The organism is Rahnella perminowiae (assembly GCF_019049695.1).
In the GTDB taxonomy this organism is placed as follows: Bacteria; Pseudomonadota; Gammaproteobacteria; order Enterobacterales; family Enterobacteriaceae; genus Rahnella; species Rahnella perminowiae.
On record NZ_JAFMOT010000150.1, the window covers coordinates 17,356 to 36,821 of the forward strand.

The following is a 19,466-nucleotide window of genomic DNA, read 5'->3' on the forward strand; positions in this document are numbered from 1 at the left end:
CACCTTATCCCGCCACATATTCATCGCAGAATCTTCTTCACCAGCTCACCCCGCGCATCAAAATAACGGCTCGGCCAGATCACGCTCGGATGCACATCCAGCGCCTGTGCAATCACCTTCTCCCCTTTCGGCCATGGCCGCGACAGCGCATTCGACAACGTGGATGAACTCAACCCCACGCTGCGCGATACCGCCGCCAGCGTCGTACCCCGTTTACGCAATGCCGCAATAATGTCTGCCTGATGCCAGTCGGTATGATTCTGTGCTTTGTTCATGGAGGATCCTTTCCTGAGTGATAAGTAAATAAAACGTCTACGCAGGAAGAGTAAACCGGCAGAAACATTATCCCAAAACGGGATAAAAGTTGAAGGAAGCTAATCAGGTTATTGATAGATAAGATGAAATGTAATATTGATGAGATAGCTGAGCTAACGTTGGTAAAAAATTATTTTGGTGAAAATTTTCGATTTGAAAAGGATGCAAAAATGAGTCTGAACTGGGGCCGGAGTGACCAAGTAGAGTATCTGTAAGCGCACCAGAAAGCCACATAACGACGGGCAAAAATCGTCACGACTCCTGTGGGTAACTATATCATCCACAGGAGTCGTGAAACACAGCGCTGAGGGAAGGTAGTCCGAAGTTCAGCGTAATTTATCAGCCGTCTACTCGCCGACGCTGGTCGCTCTGCTCCCCGTTTTCCGGTGCACCCACCTCGGGTGGCATTAGCTATTCTTTACCTGTGGGAAATGTGCCGCAAATAAAAACGGTGGTCATGCACAACAACGGTCATTCCATGAATCTCGGTAGATAATGTTTCCGTCAGTGTACTTCCATGTGATCGCCTCATAACGTAACTCTAGCGTTTCCAGATGCGTGCTGCTCATGCCGCCTGGAGCCAGGTAGGGTGAAATTGTCGTGATTTTGACGTTATCCAGGATGATATTGAAATACTCGGCCTCGATGCCAGATTCCAAGATGCGGTACATCTTGATTATTGCCTTCTTCATGGTTCGGCCTTCACACACTGCTCGATACAGGAGAGGCGTAGTCTGATCGAATTCTTTCACTATCGTGATAGGCCGATGAACGCGCGTACCCGTGAGTTTTCCGCATTGAGAATCAACGGGGATAGTGACACCGTGGGAGAATGATTTCAGCTCAATGGAACCTAAACGCAGTGGCATCATGCAGCTACCGACAACCGGAGAACCATTTTCATCTTCAAGCCATAAGTGAGCGGGTGTGGACATTCAATTTCCTTATCAGTGATAATTTAACAGCGGTTAATTTTTCGACCGTCACCATTTACAGTAACGTATAAAAATAACAATCATAACTATGGCGAATACGCCTATCGGCCAGACGGGACTATCAGGAAAAAAATAACCCTGAAATAGTGCGAAAATAATCGTGAGAACCACAGGCCCGTACAGTGATGATAAAAACGCTAGTTGCCACAGTAGAAATTTCTTTAGATATTTAATCATGGTTATCGAATCATTCGAGTAATGATACTTGCGATGTTGGAATCAGACCATTGCACTTCAAGTGCACCCGCGCGTTCGAACACTGGCTCAATAAGGAAATACATCATTTCCAGCTCTTGCGCATAAAGGGCTGCGTAATAGGCGGGATATCGAACGGATAGACGATGGGCACTATCCGCCGCTTTCTGAACCAAGCCATACGTAGTCACTACACCGGCAACCGTACCAGCTGCACGCCCCGTAAGAGAGCTGAGTTGCACACTTAGACTCAATCCAATGCGGACGCTGGTAGCGGCCGCTAAAGCATATCCTGCCCCTGTAAGTGAGCTGGCGGCGATATGAACATTCACAGCCATGAGCTGTTTTTTGATATACTCTAATTGGTCATTGGTTTTGTATTTAAATATTTCTTCAAAGTAGATATGAAGCATATTATAGACAACATCACCATTCTGGATAATTCGAATGACACCGTTCCTGAAGCGCAGATCTTCCGTCTTTTGTTTTTGGCAAACATCGTTATATTCATCGGTAAAACAGGACGTATAATACAACAGCCTGGTAGCACCCTTCCCTAATGTTTCAACTTGATTTGCGACCTGCTGACCGACAGCAGTTACAGCGTGATCTAGCTTTAGTGCAAGAATTTTATTCGCCTGTAAATGACTAATAATTTCATCGTTACCGTACATAATCGTTCCTTGCGTAAGGTACTAAGTCCATGCTGATCGATTTACCATTGAGTGGGCCCCACGAAAAGCCAGACAGTAGAAGTCTCTTAACTTAAGAGATAGGTTTGGGTATATGTCTAACACTAACGCTAATTTTAGTTACGACAGCAGCACGGTACAGGATGTGATGCCTGGCGTGGTAGAAAAGCGGTTCGATACTCATTTACCGGAAAATCAATCCAGTGGCTGACGGGCAACAGTTCGGCTTATGTAGCGCATGAAACCCGCTGAGTCCATTTAAAAAAGAGCCATTACGTTATGCCCATATGTTTTCACAATCTATTGGAGAACCTTTAAAAATGGAATTTTCAGAAATTTATTACTAATTAGGCGATTAAATCACCTCTCTTCAGACGGCCAAATTTAGCGCGCCACTCCAGTATTTACGCTCGTAAGTAGTCGATATCAACCGTCACTCACTAAGGAAAATTTATAGCCGTTACTAGCCTCACATAATCAGAAATTACCCTTGTATAATCCTGATGGCTGTGGTGCTATTTAAATCTTACCAAACGCCTGGAATCTTATACACCGCTGAATTAGAAATTTTTTATTATTTTATTGAACCTGCATTAGAGGATGTAATAAAGAAAGTAAGGGCTAAAATGCTGCGTAATTTAGATGAGGCTTATGAAGAGTTAAGGGACAAATATAATGTTTAAAAGCTTAATATCTTTATTATTATCAGACATTTTATTTCCTATTGTTATTATTTCATCATGGCTGCTTTGTATCTATATCTTTCCCTCGTATGGCGTGTTGATAGGCGCGGCATCGGTAATCATCTGGATTCTCATTTTTGCGAAACTTACATCAAAATTTGATAAATACAAATAAAAAAATGAGTTAAAATGCATATGAAAACTATTTTACTTCGTTATGAAGCGAGTACCTGGAAGTATTGTGCACGTAATATTATTTTTAAAGATGAACGGCAACATTCGCGCTGAAACTGAAATGAATAACGATCTCTACACCAAAGACACTTTTATGTGTCCTTCGTGCAGAGATAATTCACCCTCTCTTACTTACCCACATCCCCGTTCCATCCCCCGCCCAGGGCTGCGATCAGCTTGACGCTGGTGACCATCTGGGTGCTGAGCAGTGACAGGACGCTTTGCTGCTGAGTCAGGCTGGTGTTTTCAGTCGTTGCGACGTCGAGATAGTCGATCATCCCGGCCTGATACTGGTTGTAGGTCACGCGGGCGGACTCTTTGGCGGCATCGGCGGCGTTCTGCCGGGCGACCAGCTCGCTGTCCAGCGTGTGCAGTTCGACCAGATAATCTTCTACTTCCTGCATCGCGGTTAACACGCTCTGGCGATAACTGGCGACGTCGGCGTCATACGCGGCTTCGGCCTGTGCCACTTTGCCACGGGTGGAACCGAAATCCAGTACCGTCTGGCTGAGTTCCGGGCCTAAAGACCAGACGCGGTTTGGCAGCGAGAACAGATTGTGGAAGGCCGAGCTGGCGAAACCGCCGCTGGCGCTTAAGGTCAGATCAGGATAGTACGCGGCAGTCGCCACACCGACGGCGGCGTTGGAAGAGGCCATAGTACGTTCGGCGGCGGCGATATCAGGACGACGCTGCAACAGTTGCGACGGAATCGCATCCGGCATCGCAGGCAGGTTGAGTTTGACGTCACGTGCCGCGAGGCTGAACTGTGCGGGGGGTTTGCCGATCAGTACGGCGATAGCGTGCTCAAGCTGGGCGCGCTGCCATTGCAGATCCAGCGCCGAGGCTTTGGTGCTTTCCAGCTGAGTTTGCGCCTGCGCCAGTGTGGCACGCGAGGTGCTGCCACCGGCATACTGGTTCTCAATCACGGTCAGATAACGCTGATAGGCATCGATGCTTTGCTTATACAACGCGATTTGCTGATCCATCACCCGCAACTGGAAATAATCCTGCGCCAGTTCCGACTGCGCACTGAGCGTGGCATCGGCCAGATCGGCCTTACTGGCCTGCGCGCTGGCGTCCTGTTCTTCTGCCGTGCGGCGCAGTTTGCCCCACAAATCCAGTTCCCAGCTTGCACTCAATTGTGCGGACTGGCTGTTGCTGGTGGAGGTTGATGTGCCGCTGCGCGTGCTGCCGACGGTCGCATCCACGGAAGGATACAAATCGGAACGCGCCTGTGTGACCAGCGCCTGCGCCTGTCGGTATTGCGCGGCATACTGCGCGACGTTCTGGTTGGAAATCTGCACCTGCGTCAGCAGCGATGACAATTCAGGATCCTGATACACCGCCCACCAGTCGCCTTTGGCCTGGTTATCTTTCGGGATGGCGGCGGTCCAGCCTTTGGCTTCTTTAAATGCCGTCGGCATCGCCACGTCAGGCCGCTGGTAATCAGGGCCGACGGCACAGGCGCTGACAAGCATGGCCAGCACCAGCGGGGCAAGACGGAACACCATAGAACGTGTTTTTTGCAGAGTCATCAGATTCGCTTCAGGGTAATGAGTTTCAGTGTGATCAGTCATGTGTACGGGCCTCCGGCGGCGTCGTGTGAGGACGCAGACGTTGCCACAGACGATGCGTCGCGCGGCTGGTACGATCCATATACAGGTAAACCACCGGCGTGGTGAATAACGTCAGGATCTGGCTCAACGCCAGGCCGCCGGCAATCGCCATCCCAAGCGGGCTGCGCAGATCCGCGTCACCACCGCTGCCCATCGCCAGAGGCAGTGCGCCGAAGAATGCCGCCAGCGTGGTCATCAGGATCGGACGAAAACGCATCAGACATGCCTGAGTGATCGCCTGTTGCGGCGTCAGACCGAGCCGTCGTTCGGCATCGAGGGCGAAGTCGATCATCATGATCGCGTTTTTTTTCACGATGCCGATCAGCAGCAGGATGCCAATCAGTGCGATCACTGTCAGTTGCGTACCCGTCACCAGCATCAGCAGCAGCGCACCAAGTCCGGCGGAAGGCAGCGTGGAAAGAATGGTCAGCGGGTGAATATAACTTTCATACAACATGCCGAGCACGATATATACCGCTGCCAGCGCGGCCAGGATCAACCACGGCATGGAACTGGCCAGCGCTTCAAATGCCTGCGCTGTCCCCGCATAACTGCCATGAACGGTATCCGGCAAGCCGATTTGCGCCATAGCGGTTTTCAGCGCAGCCTGGGCATCCTCCAGCGCATAGCCGTCAGCGAGATTGAATGCAATGGTGGTAGTGGCTGTCTGCCCCTGATGGGAAACCGACAGCGGTGCGTTGGCGCCACTGAAGGTGGCAAACGCGGACAGCGGCACCTGATCACCGGCTTCGGTCACCACGTATAACTGATGCAGGACATCCGGGTTGCTGGTGTAATCCGATGTCAGGTTCATCACTACATGATACTGGTTCAGCGTCTTATAGATCGTCGCGACCTGCCGCTGGCTGAAGGCGTTGTTGAGCAACGTGTCGATCATCTTCACGTTCACGCCCAGTTGCGTGGCGCGATCCCGGTCAATATTGAGCATGACCTCCTGACCGCCGGTCTGTGCATCGGAATCCACCCCGGTCAGTTGTGGCAATTTCGCCAGCGCTTTCTGCACCTTCGGTGCCCATTCACGCAGCACGGAAAGATCGTCAGATTGCAGACTGTACTGATACTGCGCGTTAGCGCTGCGTCCGCCGATGTGCAGATCCTGCGCGGCCATCAGGAACAGCTGCGCGCCCGGTTCTTTGCCCGTCGCCATCATCAGACGGTTAGCCACCTGGTTGGCGGTGGCAGTACGTTTGTCGAAATCTTTCAGTCGTACAAAGAAGGTCGCGGTGTTACGTGATCCGAAACCGCCGCTGCCCGCTGAACTCATCACCGCTTCGACCGCCGGATCATCCTGAATGATCTTGCTGTATTTCAGCACCTGCGGCTGGATCGACTGGAAGGAAGTATTCTGATCCGCACGCAACATGCCCATCAGCATCCCGGTGTCCTGGTCCGGGAAGAAACCTTTTTCTACTACGGTATAAAGATAGAAATTGAGGATCACGGTGAGAAACAACCCCACCAGCGTCATTAGCTGATGACGCATCACCCAGCCGAGCGCCGCAGAATAGGCCGCCAGCAGTTTGTTAAGGCCGCGTTCGATCATGCGGTAAATGCGCGGCTGACGTTTTTCCACCGGTGGTTTGCGTTTAAGGAAACGCGCACACAGCATCGGCGTCAGGCTCAGCGATACCAGCATCGAGATGATCAGTGAGACACTCAGCGTCACCGCAAACTCACGGAACAAGCGGCCGACAATGCTGCCCATCATCAGGATTGGGATGAATACGGCGATCAGTGACAGCGTCATCGACAGTACGGTGAAACTGACTTCCTGTGCACCTTTCAGCGCCGCACGCACGGGCCCCATTCCCTCTTCGATATGCCGGGTAATATTCTCCAGCACCACAATGGCATCATCGACCACGAAACCGGTGGAGATAATCAGCGCCATCAGCGAGAGGTTATCCAGGCTATAGCCGAGCAGATACATTACCGCGCAGGTGCCGATCAGTGACACGGGCAGCGCCACGGCGGGGATCAACACCGCATTCCAGTTACGCAGGAACACAAACACCACCGCGATCACCAGCAGCGTGGCTTCCAGCAGGGTCATTTCAGTATCACGCAAAGAAGCGGAAACGTTCGGCGAACGGTCAAGGGCCAGATTAAGCTGCACATCTCCTGGCAGACTTTCTTTCATCAGCGGCAGCGCGGCTTTAATCGCCTCAATGGTTTCAAGCATGTTCGCGCCAGCCTGCCGCGTCACGCCAATCATCACCGACGGCGTACTGTTGTAATACCCGACGTTATATTTGTCTTCGACAGAATCGTAAACATTGGCGATATCACTAAGCCGGATTGCCGAGCCATTGATGTAGGTGACAATCAGCGGTTTGTACTGCGCGGCAGTACTTTGCTGACCATTACCTTCAATCATCCATGACTGATCCGAACCTTGCAGCAAGCCTTTCGGCAAATTGCTGGTACTGTTGGCAATCGCAGTGCGAATGGTATCGAGAGAGATGCCATAAGACGTGACCGCCTCAGGACGCAAATCAATGCGCACGCCCGGCAGTGCAGAACCCACCAGTGAAACCTGACCGACGCCGTTGACCTGTGCGATTTTCTGTTGCAACTGGCTCGAGGCAATATCATACAGTTCACCTTTACTGCGCGTAGCCGAGGTCAGGGCCAGCATGATAATCGGCGCATCCGACGGGTTGGCTTTGCGGTAAGTTGGCAGCGACGGCATGCTGCTCGGCAATAACGCACGGGAGGCATTAATCGCCGCCTGCACGTCACGCGCCGCCCCATTGATATCGCGATCAAGATCGAATTGCAGGATAATGCTGGTCGAACTCTGCGAACTGCGCGAGGTCATTTCCGTGACACCGGCGATTTGCCCGAGCGCCCTTTCCAGCGGCGTAGCTACCGTTGCCGCCATGGTTTCAGGGCTGGCACCCGGCAGACTGGCACTGACCAGAATGGTCGGAAAATCCACCTGGGGCAGCGGCGCGACCGGCAGCAGGCGATACCCAAGCAAACCGAGCAGAAGTATCGCCATCGTCAGCAGTAATGTTGCGACCGGACGAAAGATGAAGAAACGCGAAATGTTCATTTATTCCGCCTGCTTCGCTGCACGCCGGTGACGTGGATTGAGGCGGTGAGAAAGCCGGTCAAACATCAGGTAGATCACCGGCGTGGAGAACAGCGTCAGGATCTGACTGAAGATCAGGCCGCCGACGATCACCAGCCCCAGCGGCTGACGCAGTTCCGCGCCGGATCCGCTCGCCAGCATCAGCGGCAGTGCGCCGAGCAAAGCAGCCATCGTCGTCATCATGATCGGACGAAAACGCAGTAAACACGCCTGATGAATCGCCTCACGCGGCGAAAGCCCCTGTTTATTTTCCGCATCCAGCGCAAAATCGATCATCATAATGGCATTCTTTTTCACGATACCGATCAGCAGGATCACCCCGATCAGCGCGATCAGGCTGAATTCCGTACCGGCAAAGATCAGCGACAGCAAGGCGCCCACCGCCGCTGATGGTAATGTGGACAGAATGGTCACCGGATGGATAAAACTTTCATACAGAATACCGAGCACGACATACATGGTCAGCAGCGCGGCAAGGATCAACCACAGCGTGTTGCCGGTGGCACTTTCAAACGACGCCGCCGCCCCCTGATAACGCAGGGTGATACTGTCCGGCATCGCGATATCGGCCACAGTCGTTTTAATCGCCTGTTGCGCCTGCTCCAGTGAATAACCGTCTTTGAGGTTAAACGACACCGTTACTGCCGGTAGCTGGTTGAGACGCGCCTGCAACAGCGCACCGGTGCGCATGTGGATTTTGGCAACCGACGTCAGTTTGACCATGCCATTGGTGGCACCGGCATTAGTGGTTGTGGTCGAGGTGCCGCTGTCAGACGTAGAAGATGTACTGCTGGTGGTGGTCGCCACCGTGCCGGAGGTCGAAGTACTGTTGTTAGTCGCCAGGTAGACATCGTCAAAAGAGGCCGGTGACTGCTGGAATTGCGGCGCCACTTCCAGCACGACGCGGTACTGATTCGCCTGGGTAAAGATGGTGGAAACCAGCCGCTGACCGAAAGCGTTGTACAGCGCAGTATCGACGTCAGATGCCGTGATCCCGTAGCGTGCAGCAGCATCGCGATCCAGTTCTACGTAAGCAATCTGCCCCTGATTTTGCAGGTTACTGACGACTTCGCTGAACTCAGGCAATGCACTGAGTTTCTCAATCAGCTTCGGTGTCCACTCCACCAGATTTTCGCTGTCGGAATCATCAAGCGTGAACTGGTACTGGCTTGGCGTCACCTGATCGTCGACGGTCAGATCCTGCGAAGCCTGCATATAAAGTGTAATGCCCGGTACGCCTGCGGTTTCCTGTTTCAGGCGCTCAATGATTGCCGGTGCACGTTCGCTGCGTTCATCAAAGGTTTTCAGGCTGATCTGCAAACGCCCGCTGTTCAGGCTGGTATTATTGCCGTCCACGCCGATGGTAGAGGAAACGCTTTCCACATCCGGATCACTGAGGATGGCAGCGGTCAGTAATTGCTGACGACGCCCCATTTCGCTGAAGGAGACATCCTGTGACGCCACGGTGATCCCCTGGATCATGCCGGTATCCTGCGACGGGAAGAACCCTTTTGGCACAATCACATACAGCAACGCGGTGAACACTAACGTCGCGGCGGCCACCAGCAGCGTGATCTTCTGATGGTTCAGCACCACGATCAGCATACGGTCGTAACCGGCGATCAGCTTGTCGAAAAACTCACCGCCTTTACGATAAAACTTGCTCTGTTTTTCTTCCGGCGTGTGACGCAGTAAATAGGCGCATAACATCGGTGTCAGGGTGAGCGACACGATCATCGACACCAGAATCGACACCGCCAGCGTAATGGCGAATTCACGGAACAGGCGCCCGACCACATCCCCCATAAATAACAACGGGATCAACACGGCAATCAGCGAGAAAGTCAGGGAAATAATGGTGAAGCCGATCTGCTGCGAGCCTTTCAGCGCCGCCTGCATCGGTGTTTCACCCTCCTCGAGTCGTCGTGAAATGTTTTCTACCACCACGATAGCGTCATCAATAACAAAACCGGTGGCGATGGTCAGCGCCATCAGCGAAAGGTTATTGAGGCTGAAACCGCACAGATACATCACGCCAAAGGTGCCGACCAGTGAGAGCGGCACGGCCACGCTTGGGATAAGCGTCGCCGCGACATTGCGCAGGAACAGGAAGGTGACCATGACCACCAGCGCAATAGACAGCAATAACTCAAACTGAACATCGCTGATCGAGGCACGGATGGTTTGTGTCCGGTCCGAAACCACGCTGATTTTGACGGACTCCGGCAGGGACTCCTGCAATTTCGGCAACTGTGCTTTGATAGCATCCACGACCTGAATCACGTTCGCGCCCGGCTGACGCTGAACGCTGATAATGATCGCCGGTTGCTTATTGGCCCATGCAGAAAGGTACTGATTTTCCGGTGCTTCGGAGAGCGTCGCAACATCGTGCAAACGCAACGCTGCCCCGTTTTCATAATTGATGATCAGATTGCCGTATTCATCTGCGGTGCGCAGCTGATCGTTGGCATCAATAGTGATGGAATGATGCGGGCCGTCAAAGCCGCCTTTGGAACCGTTGACGTTACTGTTGCCGATCAGCGTGTTGATAGTTTCCATGCTGAGGTTATGCGCCGCCAGCTTACGCGGATCTACCTGTACGCGGATCGCAGGCTGATTTCCTCCTGCCAGCGTCACCATACCGACGCCGGAAATTTGTGACAATTTCAGCGCCACGCGGGTATTCACCAGATCCTGCACTTTGGTCAGCGGCAGCGATTCAGACGTTGCGGCCAGTGTCAGCACTGCCGCATCCGCCGGGTTGACTTTTTTATAGGTCGGCGGATTCGGTAAATCGCTGGGCAGCAGGCTGTCAGCGGCATTGATCGCCGCCTGCACTTCCTGCTCAGCCACATCAAGGGACAAATCCAGCGAGAATTTCAGCGTGATAATGGAGGAACCGCTGGCGCTGGTGGAATACATCTGACTCAGCCCCGCCATCTGCCCGAGCTGACGCTCAAGCGGTGCGGTAATACCGGAAGCCATCACGTCCGGGCTGGCCCCCGGATACAGCGTGGTAACCTGAATGGTCGGGTAATCAACCTGCGGCAGCGCCGAAGTCGAGAGCATATTGTAGGCAAAAATTCCCGACAACAGCACGGCGACCATCAGCAGGATGGTCGCGACCGGCCGGAGAATAAAGAGGCGTGAAGGATTCATTTAGACCCGCTGTCTTTACCGGCAGTGTTTTGGTTTACCTGCGGAGCGACAGCCGTTTTATCCGCACCCGTCGTAGCCTTATCTACACCACCGCGTTGCTCACGTTCTTTCGACGAACTGCCTGCGGCGACAGCATCGTCTGAGCCTGGTGTCACAATCTCGACTTTAGTGCCGTTGTTCAGCCGGTCAATACCGGTAGTCACCACCTGCTCTCCCGGCGCTACGCCGGACAAAATCGCTACCTGGTCATCACCAAAATCCGGGCCGGATTTCACGCTGCGACGCTCAATGGTGCTGTCGGCTTTCACAATATAAACAAAGTCACCGTCACTGCTCAGTTGCAATGCCGCCGCCGGGATCACGGTGGTGTCTTTCAGCGTCGCCACCTGTAAGCGGGCGTTCACAAACTGGTTCGGATAAAGTTTTTCATCGGCGTTATCGAATAATGCTTTCAGCTTGATGCTGCCGGTACTGGTATCAATTTCGTTACTGATAAATTGCAGTTTCCCTTGTCCGAGCACTTCACTGCCGTTCTGATCAAAAGCCGTGGTTGGCAACAGATTTCCCCCACGCAACGCTTTCAGCAGGGTTTGCAGATTACTTTGCGGCACACTGAAAGTGACGGCGATAGGCTGAGTCTGGGTAATGGTGACAATGCCGGTAGTGGAGGAACTGGAGACCATATTGCCCGGATCGACCAGTCGTAAACCGACATGCCCGCTGACCGGCGCGGTAATTTTCGCAAATTCAATATTCAGTTTTGCGGCGGCGATTTGTGCCTGATCGGCTTTGACGGCACCGGCATACTGACCCGCGGTCGCGATCTGGCTTTCCAGATCCTGACGTGCCAGGGAATCCTGCGCATACAATTTGCGGTAGCGTGCCAGCGTCAGTTCAGCACTTTTCAACAGCGCCTGATTTTGGGCCAGTGAGCCCTGATATTGATCCAGCGTCGCCTGATAGCTGCGCGGGTCAATCTGCGCCAGTAACTTCCCCTGCGCCACTTTCTGCCCTTCGGTGAAGTACACCTTCATTAGCTGGCCATCAACCCGGCTGGTCACCGTCACCGTGGCATTCGCCACGACCGTACCCAGCGCGCGCAAATACACCGGCACGTCCGCCTGTGTGGCCTTTCCGGCCTGTACCGGTGTTGCCATCCCCGCCATCATCTGGCCGCGCATCGCGCGCATGCCGCTACGGCCCGGCTTTTTCTGGGCAGAAGGATCGGACGCACTGTGGTGAAAAGCAAAGAACCAGACCAGGATCGCGGCAACGATAATGGCGACAACAATCCACAGGAATGTGTGTTTTTTGGGACGAGACGAGGCAGTCGGCAGCATAAATTTCTTGGTTTCGCAGTAATAATGAGAAGAAAACAGCTGAAAAATGACCTTCAACCAGAGATTTTCAATATCAGTCAAAAACACATTATCTCTAAAAGCGTCAATGGCTGTTTTTAGGACAACGTAAAGATTTTGCTAACAATTAAGAATTTTTATTTCATTCAGCAGGATGAATGATACCCGCTAATTTATCCTTTCACGCCTGCTAATGTTAAGAACTAAATGAGAATGAATATTGAAGATGGCGACAGAAAAGCATCAGCAAGTGTCAGGCTGCTTTAGAATTTTGTCAGGAAAACCCGGGAATAGCGCGAAATTCCCTCTGCCCACACACCTTACAGGGTTATAAAACCAGAGCTAAATCCTGAAAATATGACCTATTGATAATTTATATTGTTTGCGCCAGCCGCGGCTTGATATGGTGAAATTTCTGATTGTTTTTCATCTCCATGCAGGGACTCAGGCGAATGCAGACAAAATTTCAATCCAGGCCGGTCATTGGGGTAACACTCGACAGTGAGGAGGCCGGTGGCTATGCCGATTATCCGTGGTATGCCTTGCGTCAGAACTATATGACCAGCCTGGCGGAACTGGGCGCGGTACCGCTGGCTTTGCCGCATCACGCGACGCTGGCCGATGAATACCTGGCGCTGTGCGATGCCATTGTCGTGACCGGCGGGGCATTTGACGTGCCGCCTGAACTGTTTAATGAACCACAAACCAGTGATCAGGTTCGCCTGAAACCCGCCCGTACCGAATTTGAAAAAGCCATCGTCAAAGGTGCCATGCAGCGCAACATGCCGCTGCTCGGGATTTGCGGCGGTCAGCAGTTGCTCGCCGTGTTAACCGGCGGCACGCTGTATCAGCATATTCCCGATGCGTTACCCGATGCCCTTGAACACAGCACCACCATTGACACCGAAAACGCAGGCGGAAAAAAACGTGCGCACCATCCGGTAGAAATCGTTGAAGGTTCGCTGCTCAGCCGCTGCGTGGATCGCGATAATTACGATGTTAACAGTTCGCACCATCAGGCGGTGAAAACCGTGGGGCCCGGTTGCATCGTGAATGCATATGCACCCGACGGGGTGATCGAAGGCATTGAATGCGAGGACTATGATTTTTGCCTCGGCGTGCAATGGCATCCTGAATATCAGCAAAATAAGCAGGACACACAGCTTCTTAATGCATTCGTGGCCGCCGCCTCACGTTATCAGCAGTCGATGCGCTCAGCAGGTAAAGCGATGACGGAGGCCATGAACGAGGTGATGGGTCGTTCGGGGGACGAACCGGCATGAGACAGGCGCAACTTAAGGCGCAAACGGAGCAGATACTGCGGGGTCTGCATATCGATCCGGCGGTTATTGCACACCGCACACTGCCGTATTTCGAAGACGTAAGTGAACACTTACTGGTGGAGACGGAAACCGATGCTGACACCGGTAGAATATACCGTCTGACCGCCCCCGCTTCTGCCGCCTGGCACACCATGAAACAGCATGCTGCCGCAGACGGCGTGGCCATTTATCTGGTTTCCGCCTACCGAAGCCTGAGTTATCAGGCTGATTTAATCCGCACCAAACAACATGCAGGCATTGCACCGGAAGTTTTCTTCACCTCACTGGCCCCGCCAGGATGCAGTGAACATCACACCGGCTGCGCGGTGGACATCAATACCCCCGGCTGCGATGAGGTGACAGGTGTTTTCGGCGAAACCGCGGCTTTTACGTGGCTGGAAAATAACGCTGCCCGCTTCGGGTTCGTGATGTCATTTCCGCAGGGTAATCCGTGGGGATTTATTTACGAGCCGTGGCACTGGTGCTGGCATCCGCAATAAAACACAGTGACCTGCGTCTCAGTTTCCATCACTAAAATTGTTGCCTGAAGATTTATCTGACAGGCCAATTTTCTGTTCCATTTTTCGAACAAATAAAACACACTATGTGTTCAACAGGTGTCTGCCAGACAGATGCCTGATTCCAACATCTTCTTATAAGTCATAAATTTCAATGCAATCAGATACCGTTTCGCGCAGGACAGCATGGCTTCGCGTTGTGATGATGGCTATTGCCGCATTCATCTTCAATACCACCGAATTTGTGCCCGTTGGGTTACTCTCCGACATCGCCGCCAGTTTCAATATGCAGACAGCACAGGTCGGCCTGATGCTGACCATTTATGCGTGGGTTGTCGCGCTGATGTCGCTGCCACTGATGCTGTTAACCCGCAATGTTGAACGAAAGCGCCTGCTGATCGTTATCTTTTGCCTGTTTATCGCCAGCCATGTGTTATCTGTCATTTCCTGGAGTTTCTGGAGTCTGGTGGCCTCACGCGTTGGTATCGCCCTCGCCCATGCCATTTTCTGGTCGATCACCGCCTCGCTGGCGATCAGGGTGGCACCGGCCGGTAAAAAGACGCAGGCACTCAGTATGTTAGCGACCGGCACCGCGCTGGCGATGGTACTTGGTTTACCGCTGGGCCGCCTGATCGGGCAGTATCTTGGCTGGCGTACCACCTTTATGAGCATCGGCATCGTTGCGCTGCTGACGCTGATTTGTCTGATTAAACTGCTGCCACCGTTGCCAAGTGAACATACCGGTTCCCTGAAAAGTGTGCCGATGTTATTCCGCCGCCCGGCACTGGTCGGTATGTATCTGCTTACCGCATTGATAGTGACCGCTCACTATACGGCGTACAGTTATATCGAACCGTTTATCCAGAGCGTGGCCCACATGGGTGAAAACTTCACGACTTTCCTGCTGCTTATTTTCGGCGGCGCCGGCATTCTCGGCAGCATTGCGTTCAGTTTGCTCGGCAACCGCTTCCCGGCTGCCATGCTCAGCGGCCCGATCTTACTGGTCACGCTTAGCATGCTACTGTTATTTGTGGCAGTCATGAATCCGGTCGCGATTTCAGTGCTTTGCGTGATCTGGGGGCTGGCGATGATGATTATCGGCCTGGCGATGCAGGTGCGCGTCCTGACGCTGGCGACCGACGCGACTGACGTCTCAATGGCATTGCTTTCCGGTATTTATAATATCGGTATCGGTGCCGGTGCACTTATCGGTAATCAGGTGAGTCTGCATCTGGAAATGAGCAACGTCGGCTACGCCGGTGGCCTGATCGGCTGCGTCGCATTCGTCTGGTGTCTGACAATTTTCAAACGCTATCCGCAGCTGAAAGCGACGAACTGAATACGGATTAGCAAAACGCTCAGACCGAATACGAACCCTGTATTCGGTCTTTTTTATACCCGTTGCTTCAACACGTTAGCGCAATAGCTTCAGATTACCGGTCAGCGATTTAATCCATTTTTCCGGCCCCACCAGCCCGACGCCATCTATAACTTCATCGTATAAATCCCGCAGCGGAAAAGCGGTTTCGTACTGTTCGAACTGATGCATAGTGCGGGCAAATGCCGGGAACGGCACCACGCCGTGCTCGCCTCCGGCATCCAGTGCTTTAAACATCAGCGCCTTAATGTGATCGGGCGTGGCCTGCAAAATGGGCAACGGAGTTTTAGAGATAGTATCGGTCGTGACGCCCTTCACATCGCTCAGAGAAGTGCCTGCCAGCATCGGGAATTTTGCTGCTAATCCGATACCAATCACACCTGCTGTATTTGCCAGTAATCCCGGCGGGAGTTCAGGATTGAGGATAATTGCCACCCGCAGGTTATTTGCCATTTTGTCCGCCCTTTTCATCATTATTGATGACAAAAATGATAGCGTTAAGCTGCGGAAAGGTGCTTTCTTTTTGCGCGGTAAAATGCCCTAATTTGGTTATCTCTTTCTAAAAATCACATTTAAAAGGCAGATTATGTCCATATCTGAAATTTCACCGGCAGACCTTCGCATTCTTAAACAGCTTCAGGGTTCGGGCAGAATGACCAATCAGGAGCTGGCCGAAAAAGTGGGCATGGCGGCATCACCCTGCTGGCGGCGCATGAAACAGCTGGAAGACAGCGGCGTGATCACCGGCTATCAGGCGAATATCGACCGGAAAAAAATCGGGCTGGGGTTGCTGGCCTTTATCCGGGTGAAAATCGACAGTCACAGCGAGGAAGATGCACAACGTTTCGAGTTACAGGTTGGCGCACTACCTTCGGTAATAGCCTGTTATGCCATTGCCGGAGACGCAGATTTTCTGTTGCAGGTGGTGGCGAAAGATCTCGACAGTTTTTCCAGTTTCGCGATGGAAGTGGTACGCCGCTTACCAAGCATCAAGGAGATGCAAACTTCGTTTGTGCTCAGGGAAATCAAACCGCTGGATGTACTGCCGCTGGAGGGAATTTAAGGACGATGCGACAAAAAACCCATCATTTTCGCGTATGCTGAAACCTCAAGTTTTCAACAGGGATGAGATAATGAGTGCTGATACAAGAACCGTAGAGATTCTGCAATACACCTTACAACCGGGTATGGGAGCCGCGTTTCATCGCATCATGAGTGAAATCAGCGTTCCCCTGCATCGCCGCTGCGCAATCGATGTCGTGTCATTCGGTAATTCGTTGCATAATCCGGACTGCTATTACCTGATCCGTGCATTTGAGAGTATCGAAAGTATGGATAAGATCCTGGAAGAGTTTTATGCAGGCGATGACTGGCGCCTCGGCCCGCGTGAAGAGATTATCGGTTGCATTGAAAACAGCCTGAAAACGATACTGATTTTGCCCCTGCAGAGTGTCGAGGGCTTGCGCGTACAGTGAATAATTTTGAATCAAATGCCGCTTTGAGGGCATGACAACTAGATAGTTATGCGATAAAATTTACATAAATATGCAAAATCTCTTTTACCCGACGCCGGTTTTGCGATATCAATATAGGCATTGAAACCTTAAGCAGACAGACCCCATTCATACAGGATCTAACGATGACAACTATTCTCAAGCACCTTCCGATTAATCAGCGTGTGGGGATTGCATTCTCCGGCGGTTTGGACACCAGTGCAGCCCTGCTGTGGATGCAGAAAAAAGGGGCCATCCCTTATGCCTACACGGCCAACCTGGGTCAGCCTGATGAAGACGATTACGATGCTATCCCGCGTAAAGCGCTGGAATATGGTGCAGAGAAAGCCCGTCTGATTGACTGCCGTAAGCAGCTGGTTGCAGAAGGGATTGCCGCCATTCAATGTGGTGCATTCCACAACACCACCGCAGGTGTCACCTACTTCAACACCACACCGCTGGGCCGTGCCGTTACCGGTACCATGCTGGTGGCTGCGATGAAAGAAGATGGCGTCAATATCTGGGGTGACGGCAGCACGTATAAAGGTAACGACATTGAGCGCTTCTATCGTTACGGCCTGCTGACCAATGCTGAACTGAAAATTTATAAACCGTGGCTGGATACCGACTTTATTGATGAACTCGGTGGCCGTCATGAGATGTCTGAATTCATGATTCAGTCCGGTTTCGATTACAAAATGTCGACCGAGAAAGCCTACTCTACTGACTCCAATATGCTGGGCGCAACGCACGAAGCCAAGGATCTGGAATTCCTCGATTCCGGCGTCAAAATCGTTAACCCGATCATGGGCGTAAAATTCTGGGACGAGAATGTAGTCGTGAAAGCTGAAGAGGTGACTGTTCGTTTCGAGCGTGGTTATCCGGTTGCACTGAACGGCGTAACCTTTGATGACAGCGTTGAGCTGATGATGGAAGCCAACCGCATCGGTGGACGTCATGGTCTGGGTATGAGCGACCAGATTGAAAACCGTATTATCGAAGCCAAAAGCCGTGGCATCTACGAAGCCCCGGGGATGGCACTGCTGCACATCGCTTACGAGCGTCTGCTGACCGGTATTCATAACGAAGACACCATCGAGCAATATCACGCAAATGGCCGTGTTCTGGGTCGTCTGCTGTATCAGGGCCGTTGGTTCGATCCACAAGCACTGATGCTGCGTGACTCCGCTCAGCGTTGGGTCGCCAGCGAAATCACCGGTGAAGTCACTCTGGAACTGCGTCGCGGCAACGACTACACCATCATGAATACCGTGTCTGAGAACCTGACTTACAAACCAGAGCGTCTGACCATGGAAAAAGGCGATTCTGTGTTCTCACCAGATGACCGTATTGGTCAGCTGACCATGCGTAACCTGGATATCACCGATACCCGCGAGAAACTGCAAAACTACGTTGAGACAGGCTTGCTGACTTCTTCCGCCTCTACCGGTTTACCGCAGGTGGATAACAACAACCTGCCGCGCGGATTGCAGGTGAAGAATAAGTAATTGCTGTTGGTTTAAACGAGCGGGCAGGATGATCATCATTACTGATGCCCTGCCCGCTCAATAATTTGCACCTAATGATTTCGTGTACGGCGTTCAATTAACTGATGTGTTTTCGGGTCGTAATAACGACTCGGCCAGATCACAGCAGGATGCACGCCAATCGCCTGACCAATCAGTATTTCCCCTTTCGGCCACGGACGCGAAAGCGCATTCGATAGCGTCGAAGAACTTAACCCCGCAGCCCGTGATACCGCCGCCAATGTCGTGCCCTTCTTACGCAACGCCGCAATAATATCTGCCTGATGCCAGTCTTGATTATTCATGAGTTTGTGCTCCTGTGGTCAGGATCACAGGGGAATGGGGGAAAGGTAAATAGGTAGGGTTATGTGAAGTTTTCATCATTCAATTTCCAGTGGATTAGTTGTAAAGCTACCACTGGAGTTCTCACGCTCTTGGGTGGTAGCCCAGACGGGGGTGAGAATACCGGCTCCACTAGCTACCGGCCTGACCGAAGTCAGCCCCGCCTGAGCCACCATAGAACGTCATAAATACTATCAAAAGTATGTATAACGGGTAGGCAAAAGCGGTGACGCAAAATTTATGCTGTCACTAGTAGAGTAGACGGGTTCTCACGCCCGGCTGCGGATTTTGCCGCAGCGACGCGACTATAGCGTAAAGCGCGTGACTAAACCAAGTGGCTAAGAACGAAACTGAGGTGATGATTCCAGATAAATTTAATGGTTTGCAAGGAGTTGCAGAAGTCGCAGGCGTGCTCCTCCCCCTGCGAAGGGGGAGGCTGGGTGGGGGTTTAGCAAACCATAAAATAGTAAAAGCTTCCGCATTCCGATCTGCTCTTAATCCCCCACCCCAACCCTTCCCATC

17 protein-coding genes and 1 pseudogene are annotated in these 19,466 nt (G+C 52.3%); 8 read left to right on the forward strand and 10 right to left on the reverse strand.

Annotated features, from left to right (window positions below):
* Positions 1-20 precede the first annotated feature (20 nt).
* Positions 21-275 carry a helix-turn-helix domain-containing protein gene (locus tag J1781_RS02780; protein WP_217233181.1) on the reverse strand — a complete coding sequence of 85 codons (255 nt, stop codon included), beginning with the start codon at positions 273-275 and terminating at the stop codon, positions 21-23.
* 276 nt (positions 276-551) lie between these two features.
* Between J1781_RS02780 and J1781_RS26120 the strand changes: the two are divergent.
* Positions 552-661: pseudogene (locus J1781_RS26120) on the forward strand (IS630 family transposase); the annotation flags it as partial.
* Between the two features lie 109 nt (positions 662-770).
* On the opposite strand, the gene J1781_RS02785 reads toward J1781_RS26120, so the two are convergent.
* Positions 771-1,250 (reverse strand): Hcp family type VI secretion system effector, encoded by a 480-nt coding sequence (locus tag J1781_RS02785; protein WP_015696031.1) that lies wholly within the window; start codon positions 1,248-1,250, stop codon positions 771-773.
* Positions 1,251-1,489: 239 nt separating this feature from the next.
* Positions 1,490-2,179 carry a hypothetical protein gene (locus J1781_RS02790; RefSeq protein ID WP_129954914.1) on the reverse strand — a complete coding sequence of 230 codons (690 nt, stop codon included), beginning with the start codon at positions 2,177-2,179 and terminating at the stop codon, positions 1,490-1,492.
* A gap of 521 nt (positions 2,180-2,700) precedes the next feature.
* Between J1781_RS02790 and J1781_RS02795 the strand changes: the two genes are divergently transcribed.
* Positions 2,701-2,880, forward strand: coding sequence for a hypothetical protein (locus tag J1781_RS02795; RefSeq protein WP_015696029.1), 180 nt, complete (start codon positions 2,701-2,703; stop codon positions 2,878-2,880).
* Between the two features lie 362 nt (positions 2,881-3,242).
* Here the strand turns inward: J1781_RS02795 and J1781_RS02800 are convergent, their stop codons facing one another.
* From J1781_RS02800 to J1781_RS02815, 4 genes are read right to left on the reverse strand one after another with little or no spacing between them, the layout of a single operon-like run.
* Positions 3,243-4,649 (reverse strand): efflux transporter outer membrane subunit, encoded by a 1,407-nt coding sequence (locus tag J1781_RS02800; protein WP_217219521.1) that lies wholly within the window; start codon positions 4,647-4,649, stop codon positions 3,243-3,245.
* Between the two features lie 34 nt (positions 4,650-4,683).
* Positions 4,684-7,809 (reverse strand): efflux RND transporter permease subunit, encoded by a 3,126-nt coding sequence (locus tag J1781_RS02805; protein WP_217137797.1) that lies wholly within the window; start codon positions 7,807-7,809, stop codon positions 4,684-4,686.
* Complete coding sequence (locus J1781_RS02810; protein WP_217219520.1) at positions 7,810-11,007, reverse strand: efflux RND transporter permease subunit; 3,198 nt, start codon at positions 11,005-11,007, stop codon at positions 7,810-7,812. It abuts the gene before it with no gap.
* Positions 11,004-12,347 (reverse strand): MdtA/MuxA family multidrug efflux RND transporter periplasmic adaptor subunit, encoded by a 1,344-nt coding sequence (locus tag J1781_RS02815; RefSeq protein WP_217233182.1) that lies wholly within the window; start codon positions 12,345-12,347, stop codon positions 11,004-11,006. Before J1781_RS02815 ends, J1781_RS02810 begins: the two co-directional genes overlap by 4 nt.
* Positions 12,348-12,817: 470 nt before the next feature.
* Between J1781_RS02815 and J1781_RS02820 the strand changes: the two genes are divergently transcribed.
* The 3 genes from J1781_RS02820 to J1781_RS02830 all read left to right on the forward strand — a co-directional run bounded on the left by J1781_RS02820 (position 12,818) and on the right by J1781_RS02830 (position 15,544).
* Positions 12,818-13,648, forward strand: a complete 831-nt coding sequence (locus J1781_RS02820; RefSeq protein ID WP_129992029.1) for a gamma-glutamyl-gamma-aminobutyrate hydrolase family protein — start codon at positions 12,818-12,820, stop codon at positions 13,646-13,648.
* Positions 13,645-14,187 (forward strand): M15 family metallopeptidase, encoded by a 543-nt coding sequence (locus tag J1781_RS02825; protein WP_217233183.1) that lies wholly within the window; start codon positions 13,645-13,647, stop codon positions 14,185-14,187. The genes J1781_RS02820 and J1781_RS02825 overlap by 4 nt, the downstream gene beginning before the upstream one ends.
* Before the next feature lie 172 nt (positions 14,188-14,359).
* On the forward strand, positions 14,360-15,544 hold the full coding sequence (locus J1781_RS02830) for a sugar transporter (RefSeq protein ID WP_129954907.1): 1,185 nt from the start codon (positions 14,360-14,362) through the stop codon (positions 15,542-15,544).
* Positions 15,545-15,619: 75 nt separating this feature from the next.
* Here J1781_RS02830 and J1781_RS02835 read toward each other — a convergent pair whose 3' ends face one another.
* Positions 15,620-16,036 carry a DUF2000 domain-containing protein gene (locus J1781_RS02835; protein ID WP_129954906.1) on the reverse strand — a complete coding sequence of 139 codons (417 nt, stop codon included), beginning with the start codon at positions 16,034-16,036 and terminating at the stop codon, positions 15,620-15,622.
* Positions 16,037-16,169: 133 nt separating this feature from the next.
* Here J1781_RS02835 and J1781_RS02840 point away from each other — a divergent pair, with 133 nt between their 5' ends.
* From J1781_RS02840 to argG, 3 genes are all read left to right on the forward strand, one after another.
* A complete protein-coding gene (locus J1781_RS02840; RefSeq protein ID WP_217233184.1) occupies positions 16,170-16,646 on the forward strand; it encodes an Lrp/AsnC family transcriptional regulator in 477 nt (158 codons plus the stop codon).
* Positions 16,647-16,716: 70 nt separating this feature from the next.
* Positions 16,717-17,058, forward strand: coding sequence for an NIPSNAP family protein (locus J1781_RS02845; RefSeq protein WP_129954904.1), 342 nt, complete (start codon positions 16,717-16,719; stop codon positions 17,056-17,058).
* Between the two features lie 164 nt (positions 17,059-17,222).
* A complete protein-coding gene (gene argG, locus J1781_RS02850; RefSeq protein WP_217233185.1) occupies positions 17,223-18,584 on the forward strand; it encodes an argininosuccinate synthase in 1,362 nt (453 codons plus the stop codon).
* Between the two features lie 71 nt (positions 18,585-18,655).
* Here the strand turns inward: argG and J1781_RS02855 are convergent, their stop codons facing one another.
* The gene (locus J1781_RS02855) at positions 18,656-18,907 is read right to left on the reverse strand and encodes a helix-turn-helix domain-containing protein (protein WP_129638890.1); all 252 of its coding nucleotides are present in this window, start codon (positions 18,905-18,907) and stop codon (positions 18,656-18,658) included.
* Positions 18,908-18,982: 75 nt separating this feature from the next.
* Entirely contained in the window at positions 18,983-19,120 is a 138-nt protein-coding gene (locus J1781_RS02860) for an ash family protein (RefSeq protein WP_101079303.1), read from the reverse strand.
* Positions 19,121-19,466: the final 346 nt, after the last annotated feature.

What these genes read in the sequence shown, in the direction of transcription:
- J1781_RS02810 (WP_217219520.1), bottom strand. Translation starts at nt 11,007, where the DNA reads ATGAATCCTTCACGCCTCTTTATTCTCCGGCCGGTCGCGACCATCCTG.
- J1781_RS02830 (WP_129954907.1), top strand. Translation starts at nt 14,360, where the DNA reads ATGCAATCAGATACCGTTTCGCGCAGGACAGCATGGCTTCGCGTTGTG.
- J1781_RS02835 (WP_129954906.1), bottom strand. Translation starts at nt 16,036, where the DNA reads ATGGCAAATAACCTGCGGGTGGCAATTATCCTCAATCCTGAACTCCCG.
- J1781_RS02790 (WP_129954914.1), bottom strand. Translation starts at nt 2,179, where the DNA reads ATGTACGGTAACGATGAAATTATTAGTCATTTACAGGCGAATAAAATT.
- J1781_RS02785 (WP_015696031.1), bottom strand. Translation starts at nt 1,250, where the DNA reads ATGTCCACACCCGCTCACTTATGGCTTGAAGATGAAAATGGTTCTCCG.
- J1781_RS02825 (WP_217233183.1), top strand. Translation starts at nt 13,645, where the DNA reads ATGAGACAGGCGCAACTTAAGGCGCAAACGGAGCAGATACTGCGGGGT.
- J1781_RS02860 (WP_101079303.1), bottom strand. Translation starts at nt 19,120, where the DNA reads ATGGTGGCTCAGGCGGGGCTGACTTCGGTCAGGCCGGTAGCTAGTGGA.
- J1781_RS02815 (WP_217233182.1), bottom strand. Translation starts at nt 12,347, where the DNA reads ATGCTGCCGACTGCCTCGTCTCGTCCCAAAAAACACACATTCCTGTGG.
- J1781_RS02820 (WP_129992029.1), top strand. Translation starts at nt 12,818, where the DNA reads ATGCAGACAAAATTTCAATCCAGGCCGGTCATTGGGGTAACACTCGAC.
- argG (WP_217233185.1), top strand. Translation starts at nt 17,223, where the DNA reads ATGACAACTATTCTCAAGCACCTTCCGATTAATCAGCGTGTGGGGATT.
- J1781_RS02840 (WP_217233184.1), top strand. Translation starts at nt 16,170, where the DNA reads ATGTCCATATCTGAAATTTCACCGGCAGACCTTCGCATTCTTAAACAG.
- J1781_RS02805 (WP_217137797.1), bottom strand. Translation starts at nt 7,809, where the DNA reads ATGAACATTTCGCGTTTCTTCATCTTTCGTCCGGTCGCAACATTACTG.
- J1781_RS02795 (WP_015696029.1), top strand. Translation starts at nt 2,701, where the DNA reads ATGGCTGTGGTGCTATTTAAATCTTACCAAACGCCTGGAATCTTATAC.
- J1781_RS02845 (WP_129954904.1), top strand. Translation starts at nt 16,717, where the DNA reads ATGAGTGCTGATACAAGAACCGTAGAGATTCTGCAATACACCTTACAA.
- J1781_RS02780 (WP_217233181.1), bottom strand. Translation starts at nt 275, where the DNA reads ATGAACAAAGCACAGAATCATACCGACTGGCATCAGGCAGACATTATT.
- J1781_RS02800 (WP_217219521.1), bottom strand. Translation starts at nt 4,649, where the DNA reads ATGACTCTGCAAAAAACACGTTCTATGGTGTTCCGTCTTGCCCCGCTG.
- J1781_RS02855 (WP_129638890.1), bottom strand. Translation starts at nt 18,907, where the DNA reads ATGAATAATCAAGACTGGCATCAGGCAGATATTATTGCGGCGTTGCGT.